The organism is Natrialba hulunbeirensis JCM 10989, from assembly GCF_000337575.1.
GTDB classification, from domain to species: Archaea; Halobacteriota; Halobacteria; order Halobacteriales; family Natrialbaceae; genus Natrialba; species Natrialba hulunbeirensis.
The window spans coordinates 107,024-127,452 of record NZ_AOIM01000038.1 but is presented as its reverse complement, the minus strand read 5'-3'; the positions used below and the strand labels follow the sequence as shown (position 1 = coordinate 127,452).

Annotated in this window: 21 protein-coding genes and 2 pseudogenes; 10 read left to right on the top strand and 13 right to left on the bottom strand. The window is 63.3% G+C overall.

Annotation, left to right across the window (positions count from 1 at the left end):
- Positions 1 to 5 precede the first annotated feature (5 nt).
- Complete coding sequence (locus tag C483_RS15170) at positions 6 to 407, bottom strand: prefoldin subunit beta (RefSeq protein WP_006169060.1); 402 nt, start codon at positions 405 to 407, stop codon at positions 6 to 8.
- Positions 408 to 519: 112 nt separating this feature from the next.
- Here C483_RS15170 and C483_RS15165 point away from each other — a divergent pair, with 112 nt between their 5' ends.
- Positions 520 to 1,704, top strand: a complete 1,185-nt coding sequence (locus tag C483_RS15165) for an iron transporter (RefSeq protein ID WP_006654242.1) — start codon at positions 520 to 522, stop codon at positions 1,702 to 1,704.
- A gap of 6 nt (positions 1,705 to 1,710) precedes the next feature.
- Here C483_RS15165 and C483_RS15160 read toward each other — a convergent pair whose 3' ends face one another.
- From C483_RS15160 to C483_RS15135, 6 genes are all read right to left on the bottom strand, one after another.
- Complete coding sequence (locus tag C483_RS15160) at positions 1,711 to 2,193, bottom strand: DUF2243 domain-containing protein (protein ID WP_006654241.1); 483 nt, start codon at positions 2,191 to 2,193, stop codon at positions 1,711 to 1,713.
- 168 nt (positions 2,194 to 2,361) lie between these two features.
- Positions 2,362 to 2,637 (bottom strand): KEOPS complex subunit Pcc1, encoded by a 276-nt coding sequence (locus tag C483_RS15155; protein WP_006654240.1) that lies wholly within the window; start codon positions 2,635 to 2,637, stop codon positions 2,362 to 2,364.
- Between the two features lie 207 nt (positions 2,638 to 2,844).
- Positions 2,845 to 2,979: a DNA-directed RNA polymerase subunit P gene (locus C483_RS15150; protein ID WP_004215399.1), complete on the bottom strand. Its 135-nt coding sequence runs from the start codon at positions 2,977 to 2,979 to the stop codon at positions 2,845 to 2,847.
- 76 nt (positions 2,980 to 3,055) lie between these two features.
- A complete protein-coding gene (locus C483_RS15145) occupies positions 3,056 to 3,319 on the bottom strand; it encodes a hypothetical protein (RefSeq protein ID WP_006169064.1) in 264 nt (87 codons plus the stop codon).
- 121 nt (positions 3,320 to 3,440) lie between these two features.
- A complete protein-coding gene (locus C483_RS15140; protein WP_006654239.1) occupies positions 3,441 to 3,656 on the bottom strand; it encodes a hypothetical protein in 216 nt (71 codons plus the stop codon).
- A 171-nt stretch (positions 3,657 to 3,827) separates the two neighbouring features.
- Positions 3,828 to 4,619, bottom strand: a complete 792-nt coding sequence (locus C483_RS15135) for a DUF2103 domain-containing protein (protein ID WP_006654238.1) — start codon at positions 4,617 to 4,619, stop codon at positions 3,828 to 3,830.
- A 168-nt stretch (positions 4,620 to 4,787) separates the two neighbouring features.
- Here C483_RS15135 and C483_RS15130 point away from each other — a divergent pair, with 168 nt between their 5' ends.
- The gene (locus C483_RS15130; protein WP_006654237.1) at positions 4,788 to 5,186 is read left to right on the top strand and encodes an FxLYD domain-containing protein; all 399 of its coding nucleotides are present in this window, start codon (positions 4,788 to 4,790) and stop codon (positions 5,184 to 5,186) included.
- 81 nt (positions 5,187 to 5,267) lie between these two features.
- A complete protein-coding gene (locus tag C483_RS15125) occupies positions 5,268 to 6,800 on the top strand; it encodes a flippase (protein WP_006654236.1) in 1,533 nt (510 codons plus the stop codon).
- Between the two features lie 120 nt (positions 6,801 to 6,920).
- Here the strand turns inward: C483_RS15125 and C483_RS15120 are convergent, their stop codons facing one another.
- Positions 6,921 to 8,423, bottom strand: coding sequence for an MATE family efflux transporter (locus C483_RS15120; protein WP_006654235.1), 1,503 nt, complete (start codon positions 8,421 to 8,423; stop codon positions 6,921 to 6,923).
- Between the two features lie 159 nt (positions 8,424 to 8,582).
- On the opposite strand from C483_RS15120, the gene C483_RS15115 reads away from it, so the two are divergent.
- A complete protein-coding gene (locus C483_RS15115; RefSeq protein WP_006654234.1) occupies positions 8,583 to 9,977 on the top strand; it encodes a serine hydrolase in 1,395 nt (464 codons plus the stop codon).
- A gap of 63 nt (positions 9,978 to 10,040) precedes the next feature.
- Here C483_RS15115 and C483_RS15110 read toward each other — a convergent pair whose 3' ends face one another.
- Entirely contained in the window at positions 10,041 to 10,265 is a 225-nt protein-coding gene (locus tag C483_RS15110) for a hypothetical protein (protein ID WP_006654233.1), read from the bottom strand.
- 165 nt (positions 10,266 to 10,430) lie between these two features.
- Here C483_RS15110 and C483_RS15105 point away from each other — a divergent pair, with 165 nt between their 5' ends.
- Complete coding sequence (locus C483_RS15105) at positions 10,431 to 10,736, top strand: hypothetical protein (RefSeq protein WP_006654232.1); 306 nt, start codon at positions 10,431 to 10,433, stop codon at positions 10,734 to 10,736.
- 216 nt (positions 10,737 to 10,952) lie between these two features.
- On the top strand, positions 10,953 to 13,484 hold the full coding sequence (locus C483_RS15100) for a DNA topoisomerase I (RefSeq protein WP_006654231.1): 2,532 nt from the start codon (positions 10,953 to 10,955) through the stop codon (positions 13,482 to 13,484).
- Between the two features lie 23 nt (positions 13,485 to 13,507).
- On the opposite strand, the gene C483_RS15095 is transcribed toward C483_RS15100, so the two are convergent.
- The 4 genes and pseudogenes from C483_RS15095 to C483_RS15080 all read right to left on the bottom strand — a co-directional run.
- Entirely contained in the window at positions 13,508 to 14,293 is a 786-nt protein-coding gene (locus C483_RS15095; protein WP_006654230.1) for a TlpA family protein disulfide reductase, read from the bottom strand.
- A gap of 266 nt (positions 14,294 to 14,559) precedes the next feature.
- Positions 14,560 to 15,372 carry a peroxiredoxin family protein gene (locus C483_RS15090; protein ID WP_006654229.1) on the bottom strand — a complete coding sequence of 271 codons (813 nt, stop codon included), beginning with the start codon at positions 15,370 to 15,372 and terminating at the stop codon, positions 14,560 to 14,562.
- A 212-nt stretch (positions 15,373 to 15,584) separates the two neighbouring features.
- Complete coding sequence (locus C483_RS15085; protein WP_006654228.1) at positions 15,585 to 16,148, bottom strand: class I SAM-dependent methyltransferase; 564 nt, start codon at positions 16,146 to 16,148, stop codon at positions 15,585 to 15,587.
- 92 nt (positions 16,149 to 16,240) lie between these two features.
- Positions 16,241 to 17,128 (bottom strand): annotated as a pseudogene (locus C483_RS15080) (aldehyde dehydrogenase family protein); the annotation flags it as partial.
- Between the two features lie 108 nt (positions 17,129 to 17,236).
- On the opposite strand from C483_RS15080, the pseudogene C483_RS21365 reads away from it, so the two are divergent.
- The 4 genes and pseudogenes from C483_RS21365 to C483_RS15070 form a co-directional block, all read left to right on the top strand.
- A pseudogene (locus C483_RS21365) lies at positions 17,237 to 17,665 on the top strand (PAS domain S-box protein); the annotation flags it as partial.
- Between the two features lie 42 nt (positions 17,666 to 17,707).
- Positions 17,708 to 19,489, top strand: coding sequence for a PAS domain S-box protein (locus C483_RS15075; protein ID WP_449289185.1), 1,782 nt, complete (start codon positions 17,708 to 17,710; stop codon positions 19,487 to 19,489).
- A 121-nt stretch (positions 19,490 to 19,610) separates the two neighbouring features.
- Complete coding sequence (locus C483_RS19635) at positions 19,611 to 19,895, top strand: AbrB/MazE/SpoVT family DNA-binding domain-containing protein (RefSeq protein ID WP_006654225.1); 285 nt, start codon at positions 19,611 to 19,613, stop codon at positions 19,893 to 19,895.
- Positions 19,888 to 20,355: a type II toxin-antitoxin system VapC family toxin gene (locus C483_RS15070; RefSeq protein WP_083860445.1), complete on the top strand. Its 468-nt coding sequence runs from the start codon at positions 19,888 to 19,890 to the stop codon at positions 20,353 to 20,355. The genes C483_RS19635 and C483_RS15070 overlap by 8 nt, the downstream gene beginning before the upstream one ends.
- The last annotated feature ends 74 nt before the right edge of the window (positions 20,356 to 20,429 follow it).

Below are 20,429 nucleotides of genomic sequence, written 5' to 3'. Positions count from 1 at the left end.
GCCGATTATGCGCCGCCTGCACCTGGGCCGCCTGGGCCGGCCGGGCCGCCCATGCCGCCGCCTGCGCCACCGAGCAGTTCCTCGAGTTCCTCCTGCAGACCCTCGAACTGGTCCTGGACGCGTTCTTCTTGCTTCTCGAGGGTCTCGAGGCGGAGTTCGAGCGAGTCGACCTGCTCGTCGAGGTCGTCCTCGGCCGTGTCGTAGTCCGTCTCAACGAGAAGGTCGCCGACCTGTCGGTACATGGTCGTCTCCTCGTCGATGTCCTCGAGTTCCTTCTGGGCCGTCTGGGCCTCGGTGAGGCTCGACTCGGTCTCCTGTTTCTGGACGGCGACCTGCTGTGCGGTCTCCTGAAGGTCCTGTAGCTGCTCGATTTTCTCCTGTGCTTCCGGCGGCAGATTTCCTTGCATGTCTCGACCGTCGCCCTCCGCACTGATAAAGCCAAGCTTTGCGTTCGGCCGCGGTGTGGGGGTTGCTGGTGCAGCCTGCAGAACTACCGGGAGCCACGGTGAGAATCCACCAATGCGACGCCGTGACGCACTCGCCGCAGGCGGTGCGCTCGTCGGGACGCTCTCGGTGCTCCCGACCGCGCTCACCGCCGGCTGTCTCGATTTCGAGACGCTCCGACGCGAGGATGCCTGGCGCGAACTGGTCGTCGACCCGCCAGCGGGTATCTACGTCCCACCGAAGATCGACGCCATGCTCGAGTACGGCTCCGAGACTGAGTCGGGACTCGAGTTCACTCTCTCGGCGATGCGCCCGCACTCGTTCTGGACCGTGGCGGGTACGGAGCGTGCCCGAGCGGACCTGCGGTCACACCACACGCTGCACCTGATGGCAGCGGTGCGAGACGCCGAGTCGGGGGTGGCGGTGCCGACGACGGTGACGACACGAATTGCTACTGCTGGGAGCGACGCTGGCACTGATACCGACGCCGACACCGACACTGACGCCGACACCGACACAGTCGACCAGCGAACCCTCTGGCCGATGCTCTCCCAACGAATGGGCTTTCACTACGGCGACAACGTCTCGCTCCCCGGCGAGGGCACGTACGAGGCCACAGTTCGCATCGACCCGCCGACAGCAGCCCTCGCCGACGAGTTCGCAGACCGACTCGACCAGCCGGTGACGACCACACTCGAGTTCGAGTACGATCCCGCGGCCATCGACGCACTCGAGCGCACCCTCCTCGACGAGGGTGAGGGGCGGGGTGAGCGCGGGGCACTCGAGTCTATGGGGCACGCACCGGAGCCTGTGTCGCTGTCCACGTCCACGTCCACGCCCACGTCTACGTCCGCAGACGCGGTCGCCTACTCAGCAACTGGTGACGATATCGTCGTGACGCTCGATCGTGTCGACGACTCGGATGGGGCGCAGGCCGATTCGGGGGCAGCCGCAGACATCCAACTCGCAATCGGCGTGCGAACGCGATACAACCGGTATCCCGTCCCGTTCGCTGGCATAAGCGTTGAGTCGGTTTCTGACGGGGACGGACAGTACAGCGCCGACATCGAGACGCAGGAAACGATCGACCCCGACCGCGGTCACCATTACAGGGTGGAGTTCGAGGAGGTGGTACTCGAGTCCGCGGACGAACTCGCGGTCTCCCTCGACGTGCCGCCGCAGGTGGCGCTCCACGAGGGGTACGAGACGGCGTTTGGGTCGGAGCGCGTGGTGTTGTCGGCGTCGCTGCCGGAGTTGTGAGCGCAGTTACTGCCCGGACGTGGCGCGGTACCCGCCCGCGCTTCGGAGAACGAGCAGTCCGACCGCGAGCAGGACGACGCTGACGACCAGCCAGGGGAGGTTCCACGCTTCGGTGCCGTGGACGACGTTGTGCAGATCGAGCACGTAGTGGCTGAAAATCCCATCGAGGACGTTGAAGATGCCCATGCCGACGATGATCGATCCGAGGAAGTACCGGGCCGAGAACCGCTGGTCGACACCGTTGACAGTTCGCCAGAAGAAGGCAAATCCGAGCCCCATCACGCCGAGCATCGCGGCGATGAATAGCCCATCGAACATGACGTTCGTCCGCAGGCCGTCGTAGCTGTAGGGGTCGTAGAAGCCGGAGAACAGATGATGTGTCTGGAACACGAGGTGGAAGATCACGACGTCGACGACGGCTCCGAAACCGAATCCGATCGTTCCTCCCGAGAGCAGTACCTGCTGGCCGCGATCGGTGTCGGAGCTCATACAGACAGGTGACGTTCGACGAGTTCCGGTAAAATAGTGGACCCTGAACACCGAGTAGCGAACGTCGAGCCGCTGGACATCGCCAATCGGATCGGCCGTTATAGCAACAACTGAAACGGTTTACACACTGATCATCGATCAGTCTGGCGATCAGGTGTGTACTGACTTTCAGTGGCTACTATAGCCCTCGACAGCAGCCGCACCGATCGCCGCCGTCTGCTCTGCAACCCCAAGCAGCGACAGCCAGGTGTTCACCGCCGCACGAAGCGCGATCACGTCGGCCGCTTCGATTCGAAGTGTGACGACCGCTCCCTCGCGCTCGATCGTCGTCTGCGATCGCTCGTCGTCGATTTCGCCGATCTCGCGGGCGACGCTCTCGGCAACGATCCGCGCTCGCGACGGCTGGTCGTACTCGAACTCGAGTGTGGTTTCGTGGGTGTTCATACAGCTGTCTGTGTTTGCGTTAGTAGTGCAACAGTCGCGACACGGTCTCGAACGGCGAGACGCTGGAGGCTGGACGCTGGCACAGAAGTGAAACAGGCTGGTCTCGTCCTCGCGTCTCGTCGGGTCAGTGTCGGCTGCGGGTTTCGAGAGCGGCGCTCGTGAGTCGGGTGGACAGCGGTTGCCACTCGACGATTGGCCGTCGAACCGTCAGTTGACGTCGACTTCCTTCACGTCGCGGCTGCGTTCTTTCAGGAGTACGCGGTGACCGCAGTAGGGACAGCGGACGCCGCCGTACTCGTCGAGCTGCACGTCGCGTTTGCAGCGGGAGCACTTGTAGCTCATAGTGAGTTGTGGGGTTAGTGGGTGTCGTCGCAGTCGTGTGTCCGTTCGATTCTCAGTGCCGTCCTCGCTAGACGGATTACTCGTCGTCTTCGGCGAGCGCAGCGCGGATCGAGCGTCGGACCGTGCGGCCGGCCGGGGTCTCTGGGCGGTAGGCACCGCCGGTGAAGACTTCGCCGGTTTCCTCGTTCTTCCAGATGCCGGTTCCGACGCGAGTAACGTCGTCGCCGTCTACCTGTGCGTTCTGCATATCGTCTTCGATCTCGCTAACGCGTCGTCGTGCAACGCGGCCGTAGCGTGCGCCAAAGCGGCCCGCGCTGCCGACTCGTCCTTTATCGGCCATAGTACTGCTGTCTATCCGCAGTAGATTCTTAAACCTGTTGAGTTGGTATTCTCACTGCGCGGCAGTTCATCCCACCCGTCGCCGTCGCTTTCGTCGTGACAGAATCAGTCGCTGTCGCGGCTCACTCGTCGGATTCGTCTGCTGCGTGTGTTGCTACAGGCCCGGTGAGTAGCTCCCGAAAGACGACCGCGAGCGCTGCGAACGGTCCTGCTGCTGCCAGCGGTGCCGCGAAAAGTCCCGTTCCCACGCCCGTAGCGGCAAGGAGCGATCGAAGCGCGAGTCCACTCACCGCGAGCAGCGGAATCGCTGCCAGGATCGCGTCGGCGCGCTCGAACATGGCTAATTACATCTCATTACAGCCGGCCGGATAAAGAACGGACAAGCAGCAGCGCGTGTCACTTCCATCAGCTGGTGACAGTATTTGTTACGAATTCACGCCCTGTCCCGGCCGCACCTGGAAAAAACAACGCTGGACCAAAGCCGAACGGGACTGGACGGCGCTAGAACGCTACTGGAACTCGCTTTCTGCAAGCACGTCGTTCAGATCCGCTCGAATCCGTTCACCCATCTCTCGGTCGCGGGCGGTCGTCACGACGCGATTCTCCTGGACACTCGAGCCGTCCCGTAGAAGCATGCGAACGTTGCCGCCGTTGTCGGCGCGGGTGACTTTCGCGCGAAGCCCCGACTGTGAGCCCTTGCCGCCGGCATCAATCGGACCGGGAATGACCTTCTTGACGTGGGGATGGCCGGCAACGGTCTGGATCGCGCGCATTCCGGTGCGACCGCCGATCAGCGTCGAGTGGCTGCCACCGATCTTCTCTGCGGGCGGCGTTTCGACCACGTCGAGCGCGCGCGTCCCGCGTCGCTTGCGGACGGCCTCGATTGGATCTTCGTCCGCGACGCGATAGAAGTCGTGATGAACGTCCGCTCGGATTGCACGGATCACCTCTCGCTCCCCGCCGGCGTAGACCTCCTCAGGGCGCTTGCGGCGGATTTCGTCGCCAACGAGCCCGGCGAAGTTCCGCAACTCGACGGGTTCGTTCTCGCCGTCTTCCGGCGTGGTCGTGATCGTCGTTTCGCCGAGTACCTGATCCTGCTCGCTGTCAGGAGTCGGACTCGAACCCAAGCTCGAACCCGAACTCGAGTTGGTGTGTGCTGGATCGTCCGCCGAGCCAAGCATTGTGAGCGTCACCCGGTCGCGTGCAACCTCGAGAACGACGGCCTCGGTGTTTTGTTCCCGGCAGATTAGACAGAAGTCGCCGGGTTTCTCGAGCGGCGAGGCGCAGTGGCGACACTCCATACGATGGTGGGGGTTGGCACCGGACGTGTAAAATCCGTCCGCTTTCGAGTATGGTGTAGCTTCCGACCTGGGATGGCTTACGAGCGGGTAGTCGCTTCTTGGGAAGTGGTGTTGCACAAGAGACACCTACCCGAACCCTGAAGACTCAGCCTCGTCTACACTCTGCAGATGCATCGCCGGTCGGTCCTCGCGGCTGCGAGCGCGGTCGCCTCAGTCGGCATAGCCGGCTGTCTGGAGTTCTTCGAGGATAACGGCGAGGATATCACCGATCCCGGCGATATCGAAATCGTCTGGGACGACCTGGTGCGGGACGATCCGGGCACCGAGGACGAACGCGTGTTCGTCTGGGCCGTCGTCAGGAACGTCGGCGACCGGACGCTGAACTACGTCGAGATTCGGGCGACGTTCCTCGACGCGGAGGGCGAGGAACTCGAGACGGTCATCGAACACGTCGATGAGGACGTCACCTCGGGCGAGGAGTGGTCGTTCGAAGTCGAGTTCCCGCACTTTGGCGAGCAAGCAGCCGAGGTAGCTGACTACGAACTCGAGCCGGCGACGGGGCTGTGAGGTTGACCTATACGTCGCCAGACTACCGGCGCGGCCTGCTGGTGACTGTCTCGTGCGAGACCCACGGTAACTCACGTGGCCATGACTAACACCGACACCGAGACCGAGCCGACACGCGATGAAGGCGTCTCGACGCTCGCGAAACAGGGCAGCATCACGTTCATCGGGAACGTCGTGAACGGCGCGTTCGGTTTCGCGATCGTCATGCTGATGACGCGGTACGTGACGCCCTCCGTCTACGGACTGTTCGTCCTCGCGACCTCCGTCATCCTCTTCATGCAGGTCTTTGCGAACCTCGGACTGCCGCTTGCGATCGACTACTTCGTCCCGCAGTATCTGGACGAGGGCGAGCGCGGCAAGGCCAAGGGTGTCATCGTACAGGTGACCGCAACGGTGCTCGTCACCTCCGCGCTCGTCGCGTTCGCACTCGCGGCCGGATCGGGGTACATCGGCGACCTCTTTCAGGAGCCGTCGATGCGGATCGCGCTGTTGTTCCTGTCAGTCACCATTCCGATGCTCGCGATCTACAACGTCTTGCTCACCTCCTACTACAGCATCAAGAAGCTCCAGTACCGCGTCGTCATGCGCGATCTGGTCCGCCCGATCGTCCGCTTCGGCATCACGGCCGCGCTGTTGCTCGCCGGCTTCGGACTGCTCGGACTCATCGCTGGCTACGTGATCGGCCTCTTCGTCGCCATCACCGTCGGCGCGGCACTGTTCACCTACAAGGCCTGGGACTTGCTCACCGTCGACACTGAACTCGTCGCCTCGTGGCCGCTGCTCACCTACTCACTCCCGCTCGCAATGACCAGCGTCGTCTTCGTCCTGATGGGCCACGTCGACTACTTCGTCCTCGGCTTCTTCCTCGACTCCGACGATGTCGGCATCTACCGCGTCGGCTACATGCTCGGCTCCGGGCTAATGATCATCTTCAACTCGCTGTCGCCCGTGTTCAAGCCCCTCATCGCCGAAACGCGCGAGGACACCGCCCTCGTCGAGCAACGGTTCCGTGTCGCCGCCCGCTGGATCGCCGGCATCACGCTGCCGATCGCAATCGTCCTCTCGCTCGGCGCGAGTTCCTACCTCGCAGTGCTCTACACGCCACAGTACGCCGAAGCGAACCTCGTCGTCGTCCTCCTCTGTGGTGCGTTCCTGTTCAACGTCACCGTCGGCGGCCCCGACGGCTCGCTCCTGCAGGGCATGGGTTACTCGCGAATCGTCTTCGCGAACACGCTCGTCCTCTTCGGCGCGAACTTCCTCGTCTCGATGGCGCTCGTCCCCATCTTCGGCATCGAGGGCGCCGCGATCGGCTCCGCGACCGCTCTCTTCCTCGTCGGCGGCCTCACGATCGCCGAAATCTACTATCTCGACGGGATTCACCTGTTCACCCGCGACTTCGCTAAAATCGTCGGCGCCGGCGTTCCCGCGACGATTGCAGGGGTTCCGATCGTGGTGCTACTCGAGTCCGATCTGCTCATCGTGGTGCTCTTGCCGATCGTCGTGGTGAGTGTCTATCTGGCGGCGCTGATCGTGACGGATGCATTTACGGACGAAGATGCGCAGATGATCGGCGAGTTCAGCCCGACGGTCGAGAAGTGGTTGCCAGTGGGTTGAGTTTGTGGCCCGAGTTTGCGGTCTGTGTTTATAGTCCGAGTTTACGTTCCGAGTTTGCGTTGTGTGTTCTGCCTTCGGTATTGCGCTGGTCGTGTCGCAGAACTCGTTGCGTCGCCCACCTCAGTCGTCGGTGTACTCGGGATCTGTGTCCGTCTCACCGCGTGAGTCGGCGTCGAACGCTGCATCTGATTCCCGTCCCTTGCCGATGACATCTTGCTTCCACGTTCCCAGCCGGAACCAGCCGACGGCGACGACGAACGAGAGGACCATGCCGATCGAGTAGGCCCACCAGATTCCCGCAATGCCCCAGTCGAGGGCGGCGATGGTGATGCCGAGGCCAGGGATCGTCAGCGTCCAGGCGAACGCGAGCACGAGTGCGACGGGAAGCCGGAAGATCCACCGCGAGAGGAACGAGAGCACCATCGCCTCGCGGGTGTTGCCCGCACCGCGGAACGCCCCCTGGATAACCATCACGCCGGCGAACAGCGCCCAGAAGGGAGCCATAATTCGTAAGAAGAGCACGCCTTCTGCGATCACGGCCGGGTTGTCGACGAAGATACCCATCGCCTGTGCTGGGAAGACGAACAGAACGCCTGCCACGGCAAAGATGAACGCCATCGTGCCCGCGGTTGCGACTCGTGTGACTGTCGCAGCCCGCTCCGGCGTCTGCGCGCCGAGGTTCTGGCCGACGCCGGTCGCCGTCGCGTTGCCAACTGCGCCCGCGACGGCCCAGGTGACGGACATGAGTCGAACGCCGATCCCGTAGGCGGCCGTCGGATTCGCACCGAAGCGGGCGACGAAGCCGGCCATCGCGACCGAGGCGAAACTGCGCGCCCAGCCGTCGATCGTCGACGGATAGCCGATGTCGACGAGTTTTCGCTGGACGCTGAGATCCGGGCGGAGGTCACCGAGCCTGAGCCGAACGCCGAACCGGCCGTCAAGCAGAATAATGACACCCACAGCGGCGGCGAACGCACGCGAAATGAACGTCGCGATAGCCGCACCGCGGGTCCCCATCTCGGGGAACGGTCCCCAGCCGAGGATGAAGAACGGGTCGATCACGACGTTGATCCCGGCCGAGACGAAGACGAGCCACATTGCGGTCTTCGTGTCTCCTGCACCCTGCAGCGAGGAGCGAAACGCGAAGAACAGGAAGGTCAGCGGCAGTGTGAGGAATATAATCTCGATGTACGCGAGCGCCGCGACGAACACCTCGTCGCGCGCACCGATGAGGGTGAGCAGCGGTCGCCGGAAGTAGAGCCCGATCGCCGCGAGGACTGTCGAGACGGTGAGCGTCAACAGGATCGTCTGGCCGACGACACGGTCTGCCATCCGATCGTCATCCGAGCCGACGTACTGGGAGACGAGCGCGATGGTCGCCGCCGTGATCCCCATCGCCGTCGAAACGAACATCCACGAGAGCGGGAACATGAGCGAGACCGCAGCGACCGAGACGCCACCGTCACCGATCTGACCGACCCAGAACATATCCGCGAGATTGTAGACTGTCTGCAGGAGATTCCCGAGGACGAGCGGCCACGCCAGGTGCAACAGCTTCGGCGGGATCGCTCCCGTCGTCATGTCCACCCGCTTTCGCTCGTCCTCCGATTCCGTCGCTGACACGTATCGCTCTTGTCCGTGTCTCAGCCGGGGCGGTGAAAAGGGCTCGCTTCCCGTGTGGAGTTGCCGGCTCGGGTGCCAGAAAATCGAGTCGAGTACTGATACCGGTGCGTCCTGTGGGGTACCTGAATATTGATAGCCACCGGCTGGGAGGTGGCCACCATGACCGCTGCCGACACACTGGATGCGGCGACCATCGACCGAATCGACTCGTTCCTCCGCGACCGTCTCCGCGAGGACGAACTCCCCGGACTAAGTCTCGCCGTCACGGACGGCGACGAGTTGCTCTATGCGCAGGGCTACGGCTCGCGTGACCTCGCCGCCAACGATCCTGCCACTGCCGACACCGTCTACGGCATCGGCTCGGTCTCGAAGTCCTTTGCCGCACTCGCTGTTGCACAGCTCGTCGACGCGGGGGAACTCGAGTACGACGATGCCGCGACCGATTACCTGGACATCGACATTCCCGACGACGTGACGCTCCACCACCTGCTGAGCCACACCTCCGGCTATCCGTCGCTCGCGGCCAGCGAGGCCCTGATCGCGCGCCAGATGGAGGTCGGCGAGTCGAACGTCCCGCTCGGTTCGATGGACGATGTCTACGCCCACATCGAAGGTGCACGAGACGAAGTCGCGGGCGAACCAGGCGAGCACTGGCAATACTGCAACTCTGGCTACACGCTCGCTGGCGAAGTCGTCGAAGCCGTCAGCGGTGAGTCGTTCACCGACTACGTCGAAGGGGAGATACTCGAGCCGCTCGCGATGGAGCGCTCGACCTACGCCGAGGAGACGTTCACCAGTTTCGAGGATCGGATGACGCCGTACTTCCCAGGAGATGAGGACGAGGACGCCGACCTCGAACCCGCAGCGCTCCCGATCCGAGAACAGAGCGCGGCCGCCGGCGGCCTGCTCGCCCCCGTCACCGACCTCGCATCGTACCTCCGACTGCACCTGAACGGCGGCGTCGCCGACACGGGCGAGCGCCTGCTCGGCGAGGACACTCTCTCGCAGTGTTACGGCGCGTACGCCGACACCCCGTCCGGTCCGTACGGCTACGGCTGGCGCACCCGCGAGGTCTGCGGGCACGACCTCATCGGCCACGGCGGGTCGATCGCCGTCTCGACGGCCGCCGTCGGCTTCGCACCCGAGCAGGACCTCGGGGTCGCCCTGCTCGCCAACGCCTCGCCGGGATACGGCCTCACCGAACTCAGCCAGGCCGTCTTCGCCGCGCTGGTCGGCGAGGACCCCAACGAGGTGCCGTTCTTCGCTCGCCGGCAGGTACTCGAGTCCCTCGCGGGCGAGTACGAAACCTATCGCGGGATCAAGGAAGCCGAAGTCGTCGTCGAGAGTGGCGCGCTGCGCTTGCGTGTCGGCGGCCCGATCGACGAGGGCGCGTGGACGCCGCTGGTGCCGGCGGATCTGGAGTCGGGTGAGTTCTACGTGCCGACGGTGTCGGGCGAGCGTCAGCCGGTTCGGTTCGAAGGTGACGGTGTGGGAGCGGCTGATGGTGGTGACGTGAGCCTGTTTATCGATCGCTGGCATCTGCACCAGCAGTAACGGTAGCAGTAGTAGCAGTAGCACCAGTAGCGAATCCAGTTCGCTCTCCGTCTCGTTTTCGTCTCATTCTCGAAGGAATACGGCCCAGTACAACGGCAGCGCCAGAACGTAGTACACGGCCCCGAAGAGAAGGACCAACAGGAACTCGCCCATCATCTCGGCCGATTCGAACAGCACGTCGGTCGTTCTTGCACCCAGCAAAAACGCTCCGAAGACGATTAGCAAGGGAATAGCCACCCGTTCGATGAGAAACGCGATTGCCCCTCGCTGGCCGATCGACTCGTCCATGTACTCACCGTTAGTGTTCTCGAACTAAACTGTTCCCAGTGATCACGAACTGGTCACCTGGGTTCCCCGTAGTTGCCCCTCCATGTCGAGCGCGTACTGTCGCTTGCCCATCGATGGATCCGAATACCAGTAGTATATTTAACAATTGGTTGGTTACAGCATAGTATGCTATGGATAATTCTGGCACTCTTGGCGCTCTTGTATACGATCCTCTTCGGGTCGCTCGCAGCCCTCGTCTACTGGGATGGCAAGCGGTCGGGACTGCACGGACCTGCCAAGTGGGCCGGATTCGTGTTCCTCACAGGACTCCTCGGACTCGTGCTGTACATCTCGGACAAAGACGACGAGTCCCACGACCCCGACGACGCCGATCCGTTTTCCCTCCCGGGCACTCCGCCGGCCGGTGCGGCGGACAGGGATGGCAGCACGGAGACCGTCGGCAGGGACGCGGACACGAACCACTCGAGTTGATGGCGACGCGTGTGGGAAACGCACGCTACGCAATGCACGCCACGCGACCAACCTACGCGCACGCGAGCGCATCGCCCGCGTATCGCACGCACACCCGCGCAGTCTGCCGATTTTGGCGAAAGCGTTATCAAATCCTCAGTCGTAGCCAGCGAGTATGACCGAGACTCGGCCAGCTGGACTCGAGTACACCGCGCCTGATCGAGGGAGTGATCGGCGGTGGAGCTGATTATCACGGAGAAGGACAACGCCGCGCGGCGGATTGCGGATATCCTCTCTGGCGGAACGTACGATTCGAGCCGCGAAAACGGCGTCAACGTCTACGAGTGGGGCGGCAAGCGCTGCGTGGGCCTCTCGGGCCACGTCGTCGGCGTCGACTTCCCGTCCGAGTATTCGGACTGGCGGGACGTCGAACCCGTCGAACTCATCGACGCGAGCATCGAGAAGACGGCGACGAAGGAGAACATCGTCGCCACGCTTCGTATCCTCTCGCGGAAGGCGACCCGCGTCACCATCGCGACAGACTACGACCGCGAGGGCGAACTCATCGGGAAGGAGGCCTACGATATCGTCCGTGAGGTCGACGAAGAGGTGCCGATCCGACGCGTTCGGTTCTCCTCGATTACGGAGAACGAGGTGCAGGACGCGTTCGCCGAGCCTGACGAACTCGACTTCGATCTGGCCGCGGCGGGCGAGGCGCGCCAGATCATCGACCTCGTCTGGGGGGCCGCGCTTACCCGCTTCCTCTCGCTTTCTGCTGGCCAGCTTGGAAACGACTTCATCTCGGTCGGCCGTGTGCAGTCGCCGACGCTCAAGCTGATGGTTGATCGCGAGCGCGAGATCGAGGCGTTCGATCCGGAGGACTACTGGGAGCTGGTTGCCGACGTCGCTAAAGGTAGCGAGGCGCAACGCGCCTCGGAAACGTCGAGCGGTGACGAACCGCGAGAGAGCGAGGCATTCGAGGCCCAGTACTTCTACCGCGACGAGGACGGCAACGAGGCCGAGCGCGTCTGGGAAGAAGCCGTCGCCGAGGACGTCTTCGAGACGCTCTCCCAGCGCGACACGGCGACCGTCGTCGACGTCAACCGCCGCACCCGAACTGACTCGCCGCCCGCGCCGTTCAACACGACCCAGTTCATCCGCGCGGCCAGTGCGCTCGGCTACTCCGCAAAGCGCGCCATGTCCATCGCGGAGGACCTCTACACCGCGGGCTACATCACGTACCCGCGAACGGACAACACCGTCTACCCGGACGATCTCGATCCCGAGGAACTACTCGACGACTTCGTCGGGCATCCGACGCTCGGCGAGTCCGCCGAATCGCTCCTCGAGGCCGACGAAATCGAACCGACCGAGGGCGACGAGGAGACGACGGACCACCCGCCAATTCACCCGACCGGCGAGATTCCCTCCCGCGGCGACGTGAGCGACGACGAGTGGGAGGTCTTCGAACTCGTCGTCCGTCGGTTCTACGCGACGGTCGCCGAGGCCGCCATCTGGGAGCACCTCAAGGTCGTCGCCGAGGTTGCAGACCACCGACTCAAGGCAAACGGCAAGCGCCTCGACAAAGCCGGCTACCACGACGTCTACCCGTACTTCAGCACGACCGAGAACTACGTCCCCGACGTCTCGGAGGGCGAGGAGCTCACGATCACGGACGTCGAACTCGAGGACAAGCAGACCCAGCCACCCCGGCGGTACGGTCAGTCGCGGCTCATCGAGACCATGGAGGACATGGGTATCGGGACGAAGTCGACCCGTCACGAGACGATTCAGAAGCTCTACGACCGTGGCTACATCGAGAGCGATCCGCCGCGGCCGACCAAGCTCGCGATGGCCGTCGTCGAGGCCGCCGAGAACTACGCCGACCGCGTCGTCTCGGAGGATATGACGGCCCAGCTCGAACAGGACATGGACGCCATCGCCTCGGGCGAGGCCGGACTCGAGGACGTGACCGACGAGTCCCGCGAGATGCTCGCGGAAATCTTCGCGAATCTCGCGGACTCGCGCGACGAGATCGGCGACCACCTTCGAAAGTCGCTCAAGGACGACAAACGGCTGGGGCCGTGTCCGGAGTGTGGTGAAGACCTGCTCGTCCGCCGGAGCCGCCACGGCTCGTACTTCATCGGCTGTGACGGCTATCCCGACTGTGAGAACACGCTGCCGCTGCCCTCGACGGGGAAGCCGCTCATCCTCGACGAGGAGTGTGAGAAACACGACCTGAACGAGGTCAAGATGCTCGCCGGTCGGCAGACGTTCGTCCACGGGTGTCCACTGTGTAAGGCCGAAGACGCTGGCGAGGGGCCAGTGCTCGGTGACTGTCCCGAGTGTGGCGAAGAGCACGGGGGAGAGCTTGCGGTCAAGACCCTCCAGAGCGGCTCCCGTCTCGTCGGCTGTACGCGTTACCCCGACTGTGAGTACTCGCTGCCGCTCCCGCGACGGGGCGAAATCGAGGTCACCGAGGAGTACTGCGGCGAGCACGACCTGCCCGAACTCGTGATCCACAGCGGCGACGAGCCGTGGGAACTTGGCTGTCCGATCTGTAACTACCAGGAGTTCCAGGCCCGCGAGAGCGAGAGCGGCTCCGATCTCGAGTCACTGGACGGCGTCGGCGCGAAAACAGTTGAAAAGCTGGCTGCAGCGGGTATCGAGAGCCTCGACGACCTGACCGAGGCCGATCCCGACTCGATCGCCGATGACGTCGACGGCGTCAGCGCGGATCGGATCAGAAACTGGCAGGCAAGCGCCTAAGTGACTGGACACCTGCGGCCGCGCTAGTCGTCTGTCTCTGCTTCCTCGACACCCTCGTTCGCTTCGTTTTCAGCACTATCCTCGCTCTCATCGTCTTCGTCTGTAGTCTCATCTTCACTATCCTCCCCGTCCGACTCCTCACCGTCCGGCTCCTCGCCACCCGACTCCTCGCCCTCCGAATCCGTCTCTGACGGCTCCGCTTCGGCATCGTCAGCATCGTCGGCCGCCTGTGTTCGCTCTCGGTACTCGTCGAGCACCGGCGCAGCACCGTAGTAGATCCGCCTCGCATCGAGAACGCCGTTTTCGTGCCAGTGTTTCTCCCCGTTCTCGTCGACGACGATAACCACCGGGTAGCCGACCACTCGGTAGGAGACGCCGAGCGATCGTCCCGGATCGTGGCCGAGATACCAGTTTCCGTCGTGTTCGTCCCACCACTCGCGCAGCTCGTCTTCTGACCGGTTCGAGGTGATCGAAACGACGGTAACGTCGTCACCGTACTCCTCGTTCAGCTGATCGCTCGCCTCCCGAAGGTTCGGCATCAGCGACTGACAGGTGCCACAGCTTGGCGCGAAGAACATCGCGACGGTGACGCCATCGTTTGGCACCTCGATCGTCCCCTCTTCGCTGCCCGTCGCGTCGATCGTCTCGAGTACGATCGGTCCGCCGCTGTCGTCGTCTGTGTCTTCGTCGCCGTTCGCATCCGCCGCTGGTGGCTCGTCGCCGACGGGAAGGCCACGCCAGAGGACGCCGCCAGCGCCGGCGAGAATGCCGAGGCTACCGACGCCTGCGATGAGATCACGCCGGCGCATTCGGGCTCACCCCCTTCGGTGCTGTGTTCGATCCGGTTTCGGGTGCCAAGTACGAGTGCGAGTACGAGTACGAGTTCGAAACAGAGCCGATTTGCAGAGGGCAAACAACTCGGTTCGGGGAGCGGGCGTGCCCCAGCGCGGCGGGTCGCCGGGTCATCATAGGTGACAGTACGGGGTCCAGGAAAATGGGTGCACTGGTTCGGGTGGCGAATCCCGGGTCGTGACCGTCCGTGTGTCTCCCGAGCTGGTGTCGCCCTCGAAAACACTTACTCGTCCGACTCGAGTGCCGACCACGCTGCGCTCACGTAGCTTCCCGTCGCTGTCCCACCGTTGTTCTCCCACTGGACCGTGCCCTCGCTGTCGACGATGCGGGTGGCCGGGGCGCTCCGAACATCGTAGTAGTCGAAGAGCGAGCCATCCTCATCGATGCCGACCGTCCAGTCGCCGTCGTGTTCGGCCCACCACTCGCCGAGTTCCGCCTCGGTCGGTGTTGCCCCAGACACGCCGCTGACGACCGAGATGACGGTGAGATCCTCGTCTCGACCGACGGTGTACTCGAGTTGGGAGTGGGGTTCGGTGCCGTTTTCGTTGGTGTTGGCATTGTCACTGTTGGTGTCACTGTCACTGTCGGTGTCGCTGTCACCGTCGGTTCCATTTTCGTCGTCATCGTCTTCGTCTTCGTCGTCCGAGTTCGACTCCGAGCCGGTGTCCGAACCCGCGTCTGCGTCCGCATCGGCTGCCTCCGCGTTGTCGCTCGCAGCGAGCAGGCGTTCGCGGGCGTTACCGATCGTTTCGAGAAGGCCCTCGCTGGTCGGACAGTGGAGTCGAGTGAAGTTGATGAGGACGACGCCGTCGGTGGGGATCGTCAGGGTCCCGGCCTCGCTGCCGGGACCGTCGGCGGTCGTGATGTCGATCGGGAGTGACGGGGAGCCAGCGCCAGCGGCGGTGGAACCGTCACTGGAGTCGTCGGTCGACTCGTCGGACCCCTGGCCGTCGAGACAGCCTGCAAGGGTCGCTATCGCGAGTCCCGCGGTTCCGGCAGTAATCTCACGACGTGTTGGCGTTGGCTTTTCTGTCATCGCTGTGGTCCACCGTCCGTTCGTACGGGGTCGAACTGCCGTCCTGGCCAGTCGTCGGCTCCATCGAGTGGCGGCCGTCGGTGCATAGCTGGCAATACGTCAGCGATGGGCAAAGAATCGTGGGTTCGAACTGCCGCGTGTGAACTCGCGGTGCGGAGTGTGTACCTGATGAGGTAGAGATGGAGGGAGGGGTGAGGGTGGGGGAACGGGTTCTATCGGTCAGGGGCGTGGGCCACGCACGTGTAGGTTTCCGGGCGGTCGGTCGCCCGACTGATCGAAAACCCGGCGTCCTGTAGCTGCGAGACCGCATCGCCGAGCGCGAACCGCTCCGTTAGCGGCGGGCCGGCGTCCTGATCACCAGTCGCGGACCAGTCGACTGTGACGAGGCGGCCGTCCGGTTTGAGGACCCGCGCGAGTTCGGCCAGACTGTCGTCGCTCGCGAACTCGTGGTACGTATCGACGGAGAAAGCGGCGTCGAGGCTGTCGTCGGCCAGCGGAAGGTTATCGGTCCCGGCGTGGACGGTTTCGACGTTCTCGGGAACGCCCTTCTCGCGGTAGAACTCGTGCATCTCGGTCTGGATGTCGATCGCGTAGAGCGTGTCGACGTGCGGGGCAACGTCGTCGGCGAAGAACCCCGTTCCGCTGCCGAGGTCGGCGACGACGTGCTCGTCTCGCGGTTCGAGTAGGGAAAGGAGTTCCTCGCGTGAACACCAGCGGTAGCGACTCGCGTCCTCGAGTGCGGGTGCGCGCTCGGGGTCGAAGGTGTGAAAACCCATACTACTCGTTCGCGGGTGGGGGGTATGATTGCTGTGGCGTGACGTGGCGCGGCATGGATTCGTGTGCGGCGGTTGGCCGCCGAGGCATGCGCTTACTTCCGTTCGTCGAGATTCACCGTAATCGTCTTCGTCTGCAGGTACGAGTCGAGCGCCTCGAGTCCCTTCTCGCGGCCGATTCCGCTCGCTTTCATCCCACCGAACGGCGTCTCGACCGACCCGCCGAACCACTCGTTGACGTAGACGTTGCCAGCTTCGATCCGGCGCGCCATCGACAGCGCCTGCTTCACGTCGCTCGAGAAGACACCACCAGTCAGGCCAAAGTCGACGTCGTTCGCGATCTCGATCGCCTCCTCGCGGTCGGCGAACGGAATCACCGTCAGCACAGGGCCGAAGATCTCCTCCTGCGCAAGTCGGGATTGTGGGTCGACGTCGGTGAAGATCGTCGGCTCGACGAAGTAGCCGTCGCCCTCGAGTGGCTCGCCACCCGTCGCGAGCGTGGCCTCCGACTCGCGGCCCACGTCGATGTACTCGAGTACCGACTCGTAGTGAGCCTCGTGATTGAGCGGCCCCATGTCGGGGTCGTCGACGCCGAGGCCGAGGTCGGTGGCCTCGGCGCGGTCGACGAGGCGGTCGACGACCTCGTCGTAGACGGACTCGTGGACGAGCGCGCGGTCGGTTGCCGAGCAGATCTGGCCGGCGTTGGTGAAGATACCGGTCCCGATCCAGAAGGCGGCCTCGTCGAGGTCGGCGTCGGGCATCACGATGGCCGGGTTCTTCCCGCCGAGTTCGAGCGTGACGGGAGTGATGGTCTGTGCAGCGGACTCCATGACCGCCTGACCGGTGGCGACGCTGCCGGTGAACGTGAGCGCGTCGACGTCATCGTGTGCGGAGAGGGCCGTGCCGGGGTCGCTGCCGCCGGGGACGACGTTGAAGACGCCGTCGGGGAGGCCGGCCTCGCGGCACAGTTCGGCGAGGAGGAGGTCACCCACTCATGGCCTACGCAGCCGCTGTGCCTGCCTGGCGTCTGACTCCTCTCAGTGAACAATAGAAACCTATCGCGACAACGCTATTTGTGTTTGCGAGCGTTTATGGTCCGCACCACCCAGTACGTGCTCATGACCGACGGCTCAGAATCCACGTCAGCGGGTTTTTGGGCGGAAACAGCTGATGACGTGGCACTCGATCGCTTTCGAACGTTCGTCGACGCGATCGACGATGGCCTCGTCCAGCTCGATTCTGCAGCGCAGTTCGTCGCGGTCAACGACGTCATCGTTGACTGGACGGGGTACTCGCGGGACGAGCTTCTGGGGGCACACGTATCGTTGATACTGCCCGAGTCGGGTGTTGAACCCATCGAGAGTGCGATTCGAGAACATCACGCCGCCGGCGATACCGATCTGCCACCACTCGAGTTCCCGATCGAGACTGCTGCCGGTGACACCCTCGGCTGTGAGGCGCGCGGCAATCTGTTGGTCACGGACGGGGAGTACCAGGGGTTCGTCGGCGTCGTCCGAGAGACCACTGACACGGAAGTAGCGCCGACCGAACGAGAACAGCAACTGACCCAGTACGAAACGATCATCGAGACCATCGAGGACGGGATCTACGTCCTCGACGACGAGTATCGGTTCGTGACCGTAAACCAGGCGTACGTCGACCTGACTGGGTACTCACGCGAGGAACTGCTCGGCTCACACTGCTCGCTCGTCGTCGAGGACAGCGTCTCGAGTACGGCGGCCGAAGCCTCGAGAGCGTTGACTGACGCTGCTGCGAACGCTGCAACGATCGAGGCGGCTGTCCTTCGAAAGGATGGCACGCGAGTACCCGCCGAGAGTCGCTTTTCACCGATCGTATCCAGCGACGGAACGTACGACGGCACGGTCGGCGTCGTCCGGGATGTCTCCGAGCGAAAAGCGCGCGAGCAAGAGCTGCGACAGTACGAGACCATCGTCGAAACGGTGCAAGATGGGATCTACGTCGTCGACGAGGAGGGTATCTTCACGATGGTGAACGAGTCCTATGCGGCGATGCTCGACTACGCTCCCGAGGAGTTGCTCGGCTCCCACGTGTCGATGATCGTCGATGACGATGTCCACCAGCACGCCCAGGAGATCGAAGCGCAACTGGCTCAGGACGAGGCGGACGATACGTCGGTCGAAGCAACGGTGCAGCGCGCCGACGGGACACCCGTTCCTACCGAGGCGACGTTCGCTCTCCTTCCCTCCGATAGCGACGGGCGTGAACGGGTCGGCGTCGTCCGCGATATTACCGAGCGGAACGAGCGCGAGCGAGCCCTGGAAGAAAGTGAGCAGCGGTATCGAACGCTGATCGATCACTTCCCGGGCGCAGTCGGGCTGTACGACGAGGCGTTCGAATACACGGTGGCCGGCGGGGAACTGCTTGCCGACCTCGGGGTGTCACAGGAGGAGATCGTGGGAGCAACTATCTACGACCGGTATCCTGACGACCTCGTCGAACAGATCGAACCGTACTTTCAGGCCGTGTTCGACGGGGAATCGAACACGTTCGAAGAGCACCACCTCGGCCGCGACCTCTGGGCGCACACGCTCCCAGTGAGAAACAGCGAGGGCGAGATCGTCGCGGGCATGCTGATGGTACAGGACATCACTGAACGCAAAGACTACCAACGGGAGATCGAAGCGTCGAACGAGCGCTTAGAGCAGTTCGCGTACGCTGCATCCCACGACTTACAGGAACCGCTTCGGATGATCGTGAGCTACTTGCAACTGATCGAGCGCCGGTATCACGACGAACTCGACGCGGACGGGCGAGAGTTCATCGACTTCGCCGTCGACGGTGCCCAGCGGATGCAGGATATGATCAACGGTCTGCTCAATTACTCGCGCGTCCAGACGCGTGGAAGCGCGTTCGAACCGGTCGATCTCGAGACTGTACTCGAGAACGTCCGCGATGATCTGCAGGTAACAATCGACGAGAGGGGTGCCGAAATTACAGCGGACCCTCTCCCGCGGGTAACGGGTGATCCCGGGCAGCTCCGGCAGGTGTTCCAGAATCTGCTGAGCAACGCGATCACGTACAGCGGGGAGGACTCGCCACGGATTCAGATCAGTGCTGACACGAACGACGAGGAGTGTGTGATTTCCGTTCGCGACGAGGGGATCGGGATCGATGTGGAGAGCCAGGATCGGATTTTCGAGGTGTTCCAGCGGCTTCACAACCACGAAGAACACGCTGGGGCCGGAATCGGGCTCGCGCTCTGTCAGCGGATCGTCGAGCGCCACGACGGAGAGATCTGGGTGGAGTCCGAGCCTGGGGAGGGTGCGACGTTCACCTTTACGGTGCCTGTTGCCAGCGAGTGAACCGACGAGGAGGGCGGTAGTAGAGAAGCATCGCGATTCAGTCACGGAACGTGTCGTCCGTCGTGTGCCAGTGTGGCTGCTGAGCAAAACAGTTATCCATAATCCCACCGTAAGTGGGAATATGGCGACGGTAGATACGAAAGGGCGGATCGTCCTCCCACAGAAACTGCGAGAACGGCTTGGGATTACGCCGGGAAGCGAGGTCGAAATTCGCGAAGAGAACGGAGACCTAATTGTCGAACCGGAGGACAATCCGGACCAGATTATCGAGCGCCTGGAACAGCTCGTTGCGGAGACAGCATCCGAACACGGCGAGACGACGCCACTCGAGGAGGGTGTCGATCCAGTGGCCAGGAAGCACAGAGATGCGATCCGCCGAGGTGCGGAGCGAGATCGCGATGAGTGACGCGGGTGGGCCGTACCTGTTCGATGTTGGCGTCATTGCCCTCGCGCACACGGACGCCCCGGTTCACGAGGCTGCACTCTCGTACGTTCGAGACGCAATCGCTGGCGAAATCGACGCTATCGTCCCGTACCCAGCACTGTTCGGTGCACACACTGTACTCACGACGTACTACGGGCGGTCGAACGCGGAGGCCTCCCGTCTGTTAGAAAATTTGCTGGACGCGAAGCGGATCCACTGGTACGACCGGCTGCCAGAGGGGGTCGTCCGTGGCGGGTTTGAACGTGCACGCACTGTGAATATCAATGGCTGGGACGGCTACTACGCGCAGGTAGCAGTTGCGGAAGGAGCGAACACGATCGTAACGATCGACCACGATTTCGAGCAGTTCGATGCGTTCGAGACCGAGATTATTCTCTCACCGGACGAGTTCCGGGAACTGAATCGGTTTCTCGAGGGGTGACGCAATGCGCGTCACCACAGTGGTTCTCGGGAGGCAGCCATACGCCGGGTCATTCCAATAGTGCGTTCGGTACC